Origin of the sequence: Lysinibacillus sp. NPDC095746, assembly GCF_044763535.1 — a bacterium.
In the GTDB taxonomy this organism is placed as follows: Bacteria; Bacillota; Bacilli; order Bacillales_A; family Planococcaceae; genus Lysinibacillus.
This window is the reverse complement of sequence record NZ_JBIWGL010000047.1, coordinates 17,134-29,588: the sequence shown is the minus strand read 5'-3', so window position 1 is coordinate 29,588 and position 12,455 is coordinate 17,134. Positions and strand designations below refer to the sequence as shown.

The window sequence follows — 12,455 nt, the reverse complement described above, 5'->3', positions numbered from 1 at the left end:
TTTGATGTCCAAAATTTTGTTTCGTTCACTAACTCGAGGTTAGCTAGTAAAAACTTTATTGATTACGTTTTGCTTGTTCAGTTTTCAAGGTTCATATCGTCGCTGTTTAACAGCAACTTTTATATAATATCATGTCGTTTACTCGTTGTCAACAATTAGTTTTTTAATTTAAAACTCATTTGTTTTTCAACGGTTATCTTAACGACTCTTATTACTATACCACAATATTTTTGTTTTGCAAGCATCTTATAAAAAATATACTAAAGCAGTTATCCCTAACACACCCGGAATTCCTAATATTGCAATTGTGAATACTGAAAATAGATTAATCGGCACATTATAGCCTGCATACCCTATTCCTAAGTGAATAATAAATAACAGTAGAAAAGCGAAAGCAAATCTAAACCAAAACACAGACATTCCTTCTAAAACCTTACCCATCTTGGCATGTCTTATTATTATATAAAGAAAAAGAAGCACTACAGGTACACAAAAGCTCATAATTACTAACCACGACATATGGTTTCCCCCTCAAAAATATAATTATGAAAGTTTATGTTTCCTGTTTTGCTTCTATGAGTATTATTTATACCTATGCATTAACTTATTTTTAGCGATGCTGAAATAAGTTTAAAAACTATTATTTAATTAATACTCTACGAATTCTAGCTTCCTTGAATAAATAAAAATGTATACTCTCCGCTGCTTTTCGTTGAGCAATTACTTCTAAATCATAGTCATCTAGTAGTTCTTCAATTATCTTCGCCTGCTGCAAATCCTCTTTTGTCCCTTTTATAAGATTCACAAGCTTGTCATCGAATTCTTTTTTTAATTTTCCCTTACTGCGGAAGAACATATTAATCCCTCACTCACAATTCTCGGCGACCTTCCATTGCCTTCGATAACGTTACTTCATCTGCATATTCTAAATCTCCACCTACTGGTAGTCCGTGAGCGATCCGTGTTGTTCGAATACCTGATGGCTTCACTAGACGAGAAATATACATAGCTGTTGCCTCTCCCTCAATCGTTGAATTCGTAGCTAAAATAAGTTCTTGAACATTCTCATCTTGCAAACGAACTAGTAGGGACGCGACATTTATATCCTCTGGTCCAATACCATCCATAGGTGAAATAGCTCCCTGCAATACATGATACATACCATTGAAATCGCGCATTTTTTCCATCGCAATTACATCTTTTGTATCTTGGACAACACAAATAATAGAATGATTTCTTTGTTTGTCTGTACAAATATGACATGGATCTACATCAGTTATGTTGCCACATACGGAACAGTAGCTTAAATTTCGCTTCGCATCAATTAATGCCTTTGAAAAGGATAAAACGTCATCCTCTTTCATTGTTAACACAAAAAACGCCAGACGAGCCGCGGTTTTCGGCCCGATACCTGGCAATTTCATAAAACTATCAATCAGTTTCGATATTGGTTCTGGGTAGTACATTTATTTACCTCCTAGAACGGAAGATTCATGCCTTGAGTGAATTTACCCATTGTTGCATTCGTTTTTTCATCTACTTTTTTCAGTGCTTCATTTGTAGCAACAACGATTAAATCTTGTAGCATTTCGATATCGTCTGGATCTACTACTGATGGATCAAGATTTACTTCTACAATTTCACGTTGACCAGTTACAGTTACTTTCACCATACCGCCACCAGCTGCACCTTCAAATTGCTCTGCATTTAAAGCCTCTTGAGCCTCCATCATTTCCTTTTGCATTTTTTGCATTTTTTTCATCATACCTTGCATATTTCCCATTCCACGCATAAACATATTCCTCCTAAATGATTAATCTTCAACAATCTCAATAAAATCTTTACCAAACAGCTTTTCCGCTTCGGTTACAAGTGGATCTTGTGACGCAAGTGGTTGAGCATCATCGATAAACGGCCCTTCCGACATTTCTACCGGAGGTGGTTCTAATAATTCCATTTCATGATCAGTTTCATCCTGAGAAGATTTTTTCTGCTGCTGTAAGCCATGATCACGAATAAACTCTTCACGTAATTTTAACCAAGCCTCTTCTGGCGTACAAAGCATTTCGTACATAGTACCAGTTTGCCCTGCAATTAATTGTGTGAATTGAGCTTTTAGGGATTGATTATCAGCAACCATTTGACAATGAATATCATACTTGAATTTTAACACAAAAGCACTTGAAGATGCCGCAACAGGTTCAGCCTCTGCCAAAAGAGCTGATTGAGATTTTTGCATTTGACTTAATGCCTGTGCCCAAACTGATTTAATACGTTGCACATCTTGCTTTGTAGCATCCTTTAGTATCTCTTGAATACGGCCTGTTGGTGCTTTATAGCCATTCGGACTTTTTGCTCGCGGGCGCTGTTCTTTTGGTGTTTGCGCCGTTTGCATAGGAGCACCAGCTTGTAATTGAGCTGATAGTTGTTGCACCATCTGCTCAAGCGCCACAATTTTTTGGGCGAGCTCCGGGCTCATAGCTACCTCGCCTGAAGTGGTAGTCTGACCAACTGCACCACCCGAAAACTGCACCATTTTAAGTAATGCTGTTTCCAAATAAATCTTAGTATGGTGGGAGAATCGCATTTCTTGCTGTGTTTTCGCTAAAATATCAATGTAGCCATATAGCAAATCCGGTGCAAAATCATGCGCTAATGTAAACACTCGCTCCTCTGGTGATACTAGTTCTAATAATTCGGCCAAATCTTCACTTGTTTGCAGTAATAATAAATCTCGGAAAAATGTAATTAAGTCCTCAGAAAGGCGAAGAGGATCTTTCCCATCCGCAATAAGCTGTTCTAATAACGCAAGCATTTGCGCGACATCTTTTATTTTAAGAGCTTCTGCTAACTCATAGAAAACTTCCTGACTAATAGAACCTGTCACAAGCAATGTATCCTCAAGCTTCAACTTTTCTCCACTAAAGGATACAACCTGATCTAATAGACTTAAAGCATCACGCATACCCCCCGCTGCTGATTGTGCGATTACCTTTAAACCTTGTTCCTCAAACGGTAACTCAATATCTTCTAATACAACTTTCATGCGCTCAATAATATCACTGGTCGAAAGACGCTTGAAATCAAAGCGCTGACACCGCGAGATAATCGTTGCGGGCAATTTATGAGGCTCTGTCGTTGCTAAAATAAATACAGCATGTGAAGGTGGTTCTTCTAACGTCTTTAAAAGGGCATTGAAAGCACTTGTAGAAAGCATATGCACTTCATCAATGATATACACTTTAAATCTGCTACTCGCAGGAGCAAATCGAACTTTCTCAATGATGTCTCGTATTTCTTCAACGCGTGAATTAGACGCCGCGTCAAATTCAATAACATCTGGGTGAGAACCGTCTGTAATGCTTAAACAAGTAGCACATTCATTACAAGGCTCTTTTGATGGTGCATGCTCACAATTTAAAGCTTTTGCAAAAATTTTAGCTGTACTTGTTTTCCCGGTACCACGTGGGCCAGAAAATAAATAAGCATGTGTTGTTTTATTCGCTAGGAGAGCATTTTGTAGCGTTCTTTTGACATGTGCTTGACCAGACATTTCTCGGAATGATTGCGGTCGATACACACGATAAAATGCTTGATACGTCAATGGATTCCTCTCCTCTTCTTTATTATATAGAATAGTTCTATTATAGCATTTACCTCATTATTTATAAAATAGTGTCATCGTTTTTCTAAAGCTTCGGGACAATTCTTTCACTTTCTGTAGGTCCGCCGCACAATTTATAACTTTCTTAAACGTGTTGGTGATTAACCTTCCATCCCTAAAAATATTATAAAATCATAAAAAAACGCATCCGCCTTTTATAGACGGATGCGTTTGAATTGGCAATTTAATGCCGTGCACCTTTCTTCGACAGCCGCACATAAGCGTTACTCTTGTCGTTAGCTCAGATTAGGCAACCCCGCGGCACATGAATAAGACCACTTAATGCTGCTTCCTTCCGGACCTGACATGGTTCATGGGTATCCATTGCGCAGGACCCAATCGTCAACACTACGTGCAAAAGGCAGACCAAACAATACGGACAGCCTCTAAAAAGGAATTCAGTCTCGCTAGAGCGGATTGCGAGTTACAGGACACCGCTACCTTCCCACCTAGCACGGCAATAACTAGTATACTGACTGTTTTCATAAATTGCAACTTAATATGCATAATATTTGTTTGGAACATTCTGTCTGCATTGTATATAAGAAATTATTAATCCGTTATGTCTCGGCATAATTGTAGCTGTTTACCTTGCTTTCACGCCAATAAACAATGCCTCTAGACTTGGCTTTGTACTTAGATCTGCATGAGGGCCGACACGATGTCGGTCATTTCGATAATGCCATAGGACGTGGCGTTTTTATCGATCCAGATCAGTTAGCTTTATTTCACGGATGCAATAATTTTAAGCTAATATCCTATAAGAACTACATTTCGATTCTATGACAGCCATTGAAAAGTGACTTAGTACCGCGTTCATTTCCCTTCTATAAAGTTGAGAGACTTCTGCATCTAAAGAAAAAAGTTAAAAAAATAAAAAATCTGTTGACTTAAATTTTGAAATATGATAAATTAAATCTTGTCGATAAGACAACGTAACAAAACAACATGGAGGTATACCCAAGTCTGGCTGAAGGGATCGGTCTTGAAAACCGACAGGCGGGTAACACCGCGCGGGGGTTCGAATCCCTCTACCTCCTCCATTTTTAAAATACCGACTACGAATGTAGCCGTTTTTTTTTGCTTAAAAATTATATGTAACATTTATTAGATGCCACTTCCACTTAGGTTGTGGTATTTTTTTATTGTAAATTAAGATGTTATAACTATGAAAAAATCTATAGCATTATTTCATCTAGACCAATGCACTTTCATTCAAAAACTACTTTTCGCCCAACGCAATATGAAAAGTAGTGGTACAATTACATTTTATTTCAAACACGCAAACGAGCTTTTTAGCATAATGCTCGTTAATATTATTAGGGAGGATTTTTTTATGCACTCGAAGTTTTACATATCTCGTGCTTCCCTCACTTGGGTTTTAACAATCGCTCTGTTAACTGCTATTGGTAGTGAAATTAAAATAATGCCTTTCGCTGATACACCTTTTCGTTTCGGATTAGGAAGTATTATTTTCTTTTTGTGTACTCTACTAAGACCTACACCGATCATTTTTGCTGGATTTACTACGAGTATCGTGACAACCATTTTTCGAGTTATCATTAATTACACTTTACATGATGTTCCAGTAGCCGATAGTTTACTAATACATTTACCTGCCGCCGCCTTTTATATAATGTTTGCAGTATGCCTACAAATTCTAAGCATTCATCAATATAGAGAAAAACCACTATTGCTTGGATTGCTAGTTGCATTTAGTGAAGTATTCAGTAATTTAGTGGAACAACTATTTCGTTTTTTTATAAATTCTTATACGTTTTTATTTCTTCATGATTTACTTATATTATTAGCAGTTGCTTTATTACGTAGCTTTTTTGTTGTTGGTATTTATAGTTCTATTCTAATTGCTGAGCAAAAAAAACGTGTTCAAGAAATGCTTACGATCGGCTCAGATTTATATGTTGAGGCACTTTATTTAAAAAAATCGATGAACGATATAGAAGCCATAACAATCAATGGGTTTGAATTATATCGACAATTAAAATCGCTAGGTTATCATGCAGAAAGTTTACAGGCACTTCATATTGCCCAGGAAATTCATGAAGTGAAGAAGGATTCACAACGCATTTATGCAGGTATTTCTAAAATTGTTGGTGAAAAGAGCTTTGGCTCCCTTAGATTGTCAGAATTATTACATTATATCGAAGATGGGAACAGTAAGTACGCTAATTTTCTCGGGAAAGAAATTGAAATTAAACTAAATATTGAAATCGATTTTCAAACGAAGGAACATATTGCATTACTTGCACTTTTAAATAATTTAACAGCTAATGCTATAGAAGCAATTGAAAATCAAGGTATCATTTCTATTGCCATTCAACAGCAACAGGATGATACTGTAATAACAGTATGTGATAACGGGAAGGGCATTCCACAAAGTAATCTCTCTATTATTTTTGAACCTGGATACACTACAAAATACAATGTAGACGGTGTCGCAGCAACAGGTATTGGTCTTTCACATGTTGCTGAATTAGTAAATAAATTAAATGGCTCAATAACCGTTGAATCAAATACTCAAAACACAATGTTTAAAATTACAGTTCCTACGCAAACTATTCAAACGGGAGAGACTTAAATGAGGTATTTTATTGTAGATGATGATCGCGCAAGTCGGGTCATGTTAAAACAAATTATTGAAGATAGTGGCTTAGGCACAGTTATTGGTGAAGCACGTAATGGTGAGGACGCCATTCCACAAATTTTAATGACACAACCTGAATTTGTGTTGATTGATTTACTCATGCCCAAGCTTGATGGAATAGCAACAGTCGAACACCTTATTCAAAATCGTTTTGAAGGACAATTTGTCATGATTTCTCAAGTTGTGAATAAGGAAATGGTTGGTGAAGCGTATAAGCAAGGTATAGATTTCTTTATTCATAAACCGATAAACCGTATTGAGGTTGAAAATGTTTTACGTAAAACAACTGAACAATTTCGCCTAAAAAATTCATTGCTTATTATTCGCCAATCCCTTACAAATATTGATCTAAGTGAACAAATAAATCATAAAGCAACGTCACGCGATCATATTCAATCTATTTTAAATGATATGGGTATCGTTGGTGAGATTGGAAGCGAAGATATTATAGCTATCATTGAAACATTACTTGCGCATCAGCACAAAATTGCACCACTTCCACCATTAAAGGAGCTTTATGAGGAGGTTGCAGTTGTCACAAAGGCTACACCAGATGAAATTTTGAAGGAAAGTAAAGCCATTGAACAGCGGGTGCGCCGTACTATATTAGCAGCGATGATAAATCTCGCCAATTTAGGTGTCGTAGATTATACCAACTCCGAATTTGAATATTATGCACCTCGATACTTTGACTTTAAAGAAATTCGTCATCTGATGACGCAGATAGAAGATCACGGAAATCGTAAAGCAAAGGTTAATATTAAGAAGTTTATTCAGGTGTTATATTCAGACATTTTAACTAAAGTAAATTAATTTTCTCGGATTTTGTCGGATTTCATAAGTCCTCTGTATTATTAAAGTAAGGCAAGTCCTAAAAATTTTAATATTAGGAGGTACTAAGGTTTTGAAGAAGAAATTTAGAATCAGTTTAGCCACTCAAATTTTAGTCGGTTTGATTTTAGGGATTATTATTGGTGGTATCTTTTACGGAAACCCCAAAATTGAAACATATCTACAACCTTTAGGTGATATTTTCCTTCATCTAATTAAAATGATTGTAGTACCGATTATTATTTCAACTTTAATCGTTGGTGTTGCTGGTACTGGAGATATGAAACAGCTTGGACGATTAGGCGGAAAATCGCTTATTTACTTCGAGATTATTACAACAGTAGCAATTGTCATTGGTTTACTTTCCGCAAACTTATTCCAACCAGGCGCGGGTATAAACATGAACGAGCTCTCTCAAGGAGATATTTCAAAATACGTTGCCACTACAGAAGAAGTACAGCATGAAGGACCATTTGATATTATTGTAGGCATTGTACCAACAAATATCGTTCAGGCAATGTCTGAAGGTAATATGCTTGCGATCATCTTCTTCTCAGTTATTTTTGGTTTAGGGGTTGCTGCCATTGGCGAACGAGGAAGACCAGTATTAGACTTCTTCCAAGGGGTAGCAGATACGATGTTCTGGGTAACTAACCTCGTAATGAAATTCGCTCCAATTGGGGTATTTGGTTTAATTGGTGTAACCGTTTCCAAATATGGATTCGCTTCCCTAATACCACTTGGTAAACTCGCTATACTTGTTTATGCAACAATGCTATTCTTTATCTTTGTCGTTCTTGGTCTTGTGGCCAAATTTACAGGTATCAGTATCTTCTTCTTAATTAAAGTACTAAAAGATGAGCTGATTTTAGCGTTCTCAACAGCAAGTTCTGAAGCTGTGTTACCGCGAATTATGATGAAAATGGAGAAACTAGGTGCTCCTAAGGATATCGTATCCTTTGTTATTCCAACCGGTTACTCCTTTAACTTAGATGGTTCTACACTGTACCAAGCTATTGCTGCATTATTTATTGCTCAAATGTACGGTATTCACCTAAGCATTGGTGAACAAATTACGTTAATGCTTGTATTAATGGTTACATCTAAAGGGATTGCAGGTGTTCCAGGAGTATCATTCGTTGTGCTTCTAGCAACTTTAGGTACTGTCGGCATTCCAATTGAAGGTTTAGCATTTATCGCAGGTATCGATCGTATTCTCGATATGGGACGTACAGTCGTTAACGTAATTGGTAACTCACTTGCATCTTTAGTTATGGCGAAATGGGAAGGCCGTTTCGATTCAGAGAAAATGAAAAATTACTTTAATGAAAATAAAAATTTAGCATAAAAATTAAAAAAATCCTCACGATGTATGGATGGCATCGTGAGGGTTTTTTTATTTTTGATTACTTAATACTTTATCTAAATATTTAATAATAGAATCTTTTCCATTTGCAAGTGCCTCTTGAGCACGTACGTCATCTTTTTCAAGCTTTACCTCAGCGGCTGCCACAATACGCTCTGCATCTTCCTGTGGCACGACAACGACACCGTCCACATCCCCAATAATATAATCACCGGGGCGAACAGAAACGCCTCCAATAGCAATAGGAACATTTACTTGGCCACCGCCGTTTTTATTGCCAGCTGCTACCGTTGTGCCCAGTGAAAATACGGGAAAGTCTAGTTCACGAATAGCTGCCATATCACGAATAACACCATCAACGACAAAGCCCTGAACACCTATACCCTTCGCTAATGAAAGGACAAAATCACCAGCAACTGCACGATTGGTATTCCCTTTAGCGTCAATTACTAAAATATCCCCTTCTTGAGCAGCTCGAATGGCTTCCAATACTGCACCATTTTCGCCATCTGGTAAGCGTACTGTTACCGCACGGCCAGCTATTTTATAATGATCTGCTAACGGTTTAATATCACTGCGTAAATTCGTATGTCCTCCTGTCGCATCTGAAACTGCAGTCGTTGGCAAATGCTTAAAACTTACTTCCACCTTTGTCATCTATAACACCCCTATTATGATTTACGAAAGCTTTACACAATTATTGTAAATAAAACTCATCTACTATTTCAATATATTTCAGAAAATTACGTAATTTATGTTGCTATTAGAATTAATAATTGTTAAAAAGATCAATAGTTTTTGATTAAAAATACTTTTGCCTACAGGAGAAAATTGTATAAATGTATTTATAGTAAGGTACACATAAACTTACTTTTATATAAAAATAAATATATTAAGTATAAGTTTACTTTACTTTTGTTAAATTATAAGTTATGATGTTTACATCAGCAAATAGGAGGCGATCGTTTTGAAAGGAGAATTTGGTGATTCTATTAAAAATAAGGTGTATGAACATAGGGTTTTAAGAAGAATGTCACAAAAGGAGTTAGCTGACGCTGTTGGAGTTTCTAAGCAAACTATCTTTGTAATGGAAAAGAATAATTATTCCCCCTCACTAGTGTTAGCATATCGAATAGCCAACTTTTTTGAGGTTGATATAAATGAAATATTCTCTTATGTACGAAAGGAAGATAATAATGATTGATTTATTAAACAATTGGATGTTAGAAAGTACTGATAATTTTAATATTGTTGTAGGCATTACAGCAATTCTATTACTAGGTTCTATAGTTATACTTTTCATCTTCAGTAGAAAAATTGGGCAACCCGATGAAAGAACGAATGCTATTTATCTTAAAATCATTTCATGTATGTTTACTACCCAAATTATTATGAATGCTATTTTTATTTCATTAGTTGATAGTAATATCGAATACTTCCGTCAGTTCTTTCTACTATTTCAAGGGATTGTATTTTTAATTGGGGCAATTTACGCAATTAGATTATATAGAAAAGAAATTAAATAATCTTACATAGCTATTAGAAAAGAATCCATTTTGATCAACCTTTTTCAAAATGGATTCTTTTATTTATTTTAAAGTAGCACTTTTTCATGACCCTAAAGAGAAGAAAAGTGAAGCTATAAAAAACGTGGCATGAAGTCGGCAAAAAATTACCCATGTTTTTTTAATAAATGTAATACTTCTTCCGATGTACCAGCTACATGAACAAGTGACTTCTGTTCAGTTCGTATAAAACCTTCCTCCAGCATTTTCTGAAGTTGTTGTAAAAGCGGATCATAAAAATGATTTATATTATATAAAATTACAGGTTTTTCATGTAGTCCAATTTGAGCCCATGTAAACACTTCAAAATATTCATCCATTGTCCCTCCACCACCTGGTAAAGCTATAAAAGCATCTGCTAACTCTACCATTTTGGCTTTACGTACATGCATTGACTCAACAAAATGAAGCTCTGTTAACGAGGCATGTGCTATTTCCCGCTGCTGTAAATGAGTTGGCATCACGCCAATAACCTCTCCTCCAGCCTCTAATACTGCATCTGCAACTTTGCCCATCAGTCCTGTTTTCGAACCACCATAAACGACACCATGACCATTTCGAGCTAATACAGTCCCTAATTCGGTTGCTTTCTCTGCATAAATTGGGTTTAAGCCTAAGCCAGAACCGCAATACACCGCTATTCTTATAACAATCCCTCCTATTCAAAAGACGTGACACAATAGGTTACATATTGTCTCACGTCTTTTGATCATTTATTTTCTGCAATTACTTTTTTCTGCACATAGCTGCGCATTCGGTCATAAATTTTAGCATAGTCCATTTCCTATTTACGTAAATGACTTGTTTGTGCCTGTCGCTTCGCTTTCGGCCAGAACCCCAATAGTTATCTTCCTAATATTTTTGAATGATTAGCTTTATCTAACCTTCTATTTACGTAAATGACTTGTTTGTTTTAGCATATGACTGATGCGGCTCACAATTGATTCAATTGCTTCAGGATTTTTTAATAAATCATAATCATTAATATCCAAACGAAGAACTGGGCATGAATTAAAATTATTGATCCAGTTCTCATAGCGGTCATGCATTTCAATCCAATAATCATTCGGTGTTTGTTGCTCCATTGTACGTCCACGCTCTTGAATACGACCAATGACAGCATCAATTGGCCCCTCTAGATAAACAAGTAAATCTGGATGTGGGAAATACGGTGTCATCACCATCGCATCAAATAGATTTGTATACGTCTCGTAATCTGTTGGGCTCATTGTACCTTTGTCATAGTGCATCTTAGCAAAAATTCCAGTATCTTCGTAGATAGAGCGATCTTGAATAAATCCGCCGCCATATTCAAAGATTCGCTTCTGCTCCTTAAAACGCTCCGCCAAAAAATACACCTGTAAATGGAAGCTCCATTTTTCAAAGTCCTCATAAAATTTATCTAAATATGGGTTAGTATCCACCTTTTCAAATGAAGTACGGAAATTTAACGCTTCTGCCAACGCCTTTGTCATTGTTGACTTCCCTACACCAACCGTACCAGCGATTGTAATGACCGTTTGTGGAGGAATACCATACTTCTCTCTCAAATTCATTGTTGCAAGCTCCTTTGTTGTAACGTATCCTTTATTGTTTGTAAAACATATTTCAAATCATTTGGATTTTTTACGAAATCAAGCTGATCACCATTAAATCGAATAACAGGAATATCTGGATGCATATTCTCAAAATGCTCGATAAAGGAATGATAATCTGCCACCAGTTGCTCCATGTAATCCCGTGAAATCATTTTTTCAAATTCACGGCCACGCATCGCAATACGTTTCATCAATGTATCAACACTGGCATGTAAATAAACAACTACATTCGGTACAGGCATATCTTTCGTTAATATTTTATATATTTCCTCGTATTTATCATACTCAGCTGACGCCAATGTACGCTTGGCAAATATTAAATTTTTAAAAATATGGTAGTCCGCTACAACAGGTTTATCTTCTGTTAAACGGAAATTTTTTATATCCGATAATTGTTTGTAGCGATTACATAGGAAGAACATTTCCGTTTGGAAGCTCCATTCCTCTATGTTTTCATAAAACTTATTTAAAAAAGGGTTTTCGTCTACTATTTCTTTCAATAGATGGTAATTAAATGTCGCTGCAATCTCTTTAGATAAAGAGGTTTTACCAACACCAATCGGACCTTCTACCGTAACAAATGGAACCGTCACTAGAAGCTCCTCCTTTATGTTCTATGGATTCTATCGTCAATTGCCCCGTCCTCGAGGTTTGTATAATTATATCAATTATGCCTCGGCATAATTGCGTCCAGAGGCTTAGAAAATAAATCAGTGCTTTTCATTGTATCATAGTGAGAAAGTGAAAAACAGAACCAAACTATTTC

14 protein-coding genes, 1 tRNA gene and 1 other RNA gene are annotated in these 12,455 nt (G+C 36.2%); 6 read left to right on the top strand and 10 right to left on the bottom strand.

Annotated features, from left to right (window positions below; all coding sequences use genetic code 11):
* Window positions 1-246: 246 nt before the first annotated feature.
* The 6 genes from ACIQ7N_RS22540 to ffs all read right to left on the bottom strand — a co-directional run bounded on the left by ACIQ7N_RS22540 (window position 247) and on the right by ffs (window position 4,122).
* Window positions 247-519 (bottom strand): pro-sigmaK processing inhibitor BofA family protein, encoded by a 273-nt coding sequence (locus tag ACIQ7N_RS22540; RefSeq protein WP_248717593.1) that lies wholly within the window; start codon window positions 517-519, stop codon window positions 247-249.
* Window positions 520-640: 121 nt separating this feature from the next.
* Entirely contained in the window at window positions 641-856 is a 216-nt protein-coding gene (locus ACIQ7N_RS22535) for a YaaL family protein (protein ID WP_132364636.1), read from the bottom strand.
* A gap of 13 nt (window positions 857-869) precedes the next feature.
* Entirely contained in the window at window positions 870-1,466 is a 597-nt protein-coding gene (gene recR / locus ACIQ7N_RS22530; protein ID WP_132364638.1) for a recombination mediator RecR, read from the bottom strand.
* An 11-nt stretch (window positions 1,467-1,477) separates the two neighbouring features.
* Window positions 1,478-1,792 carry a YbaB/EbfC family nucleoid-associated protein gene (locus ACIQ7N_RS22525; protein WP_132364640.1) on the bottom strand — a complete coding sequence of 105 codons (315 nt, stop codon included), beginning with the start codon at window positions 1,790-1,792 and terminating at the stop codon, window positions 1,478-1,480.
* A gap of 21 nt (window positions 1,793-1,813) precedes the next feature.
* The gene (gene dnaX, locus ACIQ7N_RS22520; RefSeq protein WP_402936370.1) at window positions 1,814-3,604 is read right to left on the bottom strand and encodes a DNA polymerase III subunit gamma/tau; all 1,791 of its coding nucleotides are present in this window, start codon (window positions 3,602-3,604) and stop codon (window positions 1,814-1,816) included.
* Window positions 3,605-3,854: 250 nt separating this feature from the next.
* Window positions 3,855-4,122, bottom strand: an RNA gene (gene ffs / locus ACIQ7N_RS22515) — signal recognition particle sRNA large type.
* A 492-nt stretch (window positions 4,123-4,614) separates the two neighbouring features.
* On the opposite strand from ffs, the gene ACIQ7N_RS22510 reads away from it, so the two are divergent.
* The 4 genes from ACIQ7N_RS22510 (at window position 4,615) to ACIQ7N_RS22495 (ending at window position 8,508) form a co-directional block, all read left to right on the top strand.
* Window positions 4,615-4,707, top strand: a tRNA-Ser gene (locus ACIQ7N_RS22510).
* 293 nt (window positions 4,708-5,000) lie between these two features.
* Window positions 5,001-6,263 carry an ATP-binding protein gene (locus ACIQ7N_RS22505; protein ID WP_132364644.1) on the top strand — a complete coding sequence of 421 codons (1,263 nt, stop codon included), beginning with the start codon at window positions 5,001-5,003 and terminating at the stop codon, window positions 6,261-6,263.
* The gene (locus tag ACIQ7N_RS22500) at window positions 6,264-7,142 is read left to right on the top strand and encodes a response regulator (protein WP_142510997.1); all 879 of its coding nucleotides are present in this window, start codon (window positions 6,264-6,266) and stop codon (window positions 7,140-7,142) included. It abuts the gene before it with no gap.
* A gap of 91 nt (window positions 7,143-7,233) precedes the next feature.
* The gene (locus ACIQ7N_RS22495; RefSeq protein WP_132364648.1) at window positions 7,234-8,508 is read left to right on the top strand and encodes a cation:dicarboxylate symporter family transporter; all 1,275 of its coding nucleotides are present in this window, start codon (window positions 7,234-7,236) and stop codon (window positions 8,506-8,508) included.
* A gap of 48 nt (window positions 8,509-8,556) precedes the next feature.
* Here the strand turns inward: ACIQ7N_RS22495 and ACIQ7N_RS22490 are convergent, their stop codons facing one another.
* The gene (locus ACIQ7N_RS22490) at window positions 8,557-9,183 is read right to left on the bottom strand and encodes an RraA family protein (protein ID WP_402936367.1); all 627 of its coding nucleotides are present in this window, start codon (window positions 9,181-9,183) and stop codon (window positions 8,557-8,559) included.
* A 310-nt stretch (window positions 9,184-9,493) separates the two neighbouring features.
* Between ACIQ7N_RS22490 and ACIQ7N_RS22485 the strand changes: the two genes are divergently transcribed.
* Together ACIQ7N_RS22485 and ACIQ7N_RS22480 are read left to right on the top strand one after the other, a co-directional pair.
* A complete protein-coding gene (locus ACIQ7N_RS22485) occupies window positions 9,494-9,730 on the top strand; it encodes a helix-turn-helix transcriptional regulator (RefSeq protein WP_132364652.1) in 237 nt (78 codons plus the stop codon).
* Window positions 9,723-10,052 (top strand): 6-aminohexanoate hydrolase, encoded by a 330-nt coding sequence (locus tag ACIQ7N_RS22480; RefSeq protein WP_402936365.1) that lies wholly within the window; start codon window positions 9,723-9,725, stop codon window positions 10,050-10,052. Before ACIQ7N_RS22485 ends, ACIQ7N_RS22480 begins: the two co-directional genes overlap by 8 nt.
* A gap of 146 nt (window positions 10,053-10,198) precedes the next feature.
* Here ACIQ7N_RS22480 and ACIQ7N_RS22475 read toward each other — a convergent pair whose 3' ends face one another.
* The 3 genes from ACIQ7N_RS22475 to ACIQ7N_RS22465 form a co-directional block, all read right to left on the bottom strand.
* The gene (locus tag ACIQ7N_RS22475; protein ID WP_402936364.1) at window positions 10,199-10,726 is read right to left on the bottom strand and encodes an LOG family protein; all 528 of its coding nucleotides are present in this window, start codon (window positions 10,724-10,726) and stop codon (window positions 10,199-10,201) included.
* A gap of 252 nt (window positions 10,727-10,978) precedes the next feature.
* Window positions 10,979-11,647 carry a deoxynucleoside kinase gene (locus ACIQ7N_RS22470; protein WP_142510992.1) on the bottom strand — a complete coding sequence of 223 codons (669 nt, stop codon included), beginning with the start codon at window positions 11,645-11,647 and terminating at the stop codon, window positions 10,979-10,981.
* On the bottom strand, window positions 11,644-12,282 hold the full coding sequence (locus tag ACIQ7N_RS22465) for a deoxynucleoside kinase (protein WP_402936362.1): 639 nt from the start codon (window positions 12,280-12,282) through the stop codon (window positions 11,644-11,646). Before ACIQ7N_RS22465 ends, ACIQ7N_RS22470 begins: the two co-directional genes overlap by 4 nt.
* Window positions 12,283-12,455: the final 173 nt, after the last annotated feature.

Coding starts and splice junctions, on each gene's coding strand:
- ACIQ7N_RS22470 (WP_142510992.1), bottom strand. CDS start 11,647: ATGAATTTGAGAGAGAAGTATGGTATTCCTCCACAAACGGTCATTACA.
- recR (WP_132364638.1), bottom strand. CDS start 1,466: ATGTACTACCCAGAACCAATATCGAAACTGATTGATAGTTTTATGAAA.
- ACIQ7N_RS22540 (WP_248717593.1), bottom strand. CDS start 519: ATGTCGTGGTTAGTAATTATGAGCTTTTGTGTACCTGTAGTGCTTCTT.
- ACIQ7N_RS22535 (WP_132364636.1), bottom strand. CDS start 856: ATGTTCTTCCGCAGTAAGGGAAAATTAAAAAAAGAATTCGATGACAAG.
- ACIQ7N_RS22505 (WP_132364644.1), top strand. CDS start 5,001: ATGCACTCGAAGTTTTACATATCTCGTGCTTCCCTCACTTGGGTTTTA.
- ACIQ7N_RS22480 (WP_402936365.1), top strand. CDS start 9,723: ATGATTGATTTATTAAACAATTGGATGTTAGAAAGTACTGATAATTTT.
- ACIQ7N_RS22500 (WP_142510997.1), top strand. CDS start 6,264: ATGAGGTATTTTATTGTAGATGATGATCGCGCAAGTCGGGTCATGTTA.
- ACIQ7N_RS22490 (WP_402936367.1), bottom strand. CDS start 9,183: ATGACAAAGGTGGAAGTAAGTTTTAAGCATTTGCCAACGACTGCAGTT.
- ACIQ7N_RS22525 (WP_132364640.1), bottom strand. CDS start 1,792: ATGCGTGGAATGGGAAATATGCAAGGTATGATGAAAAAAATGCAAAAA.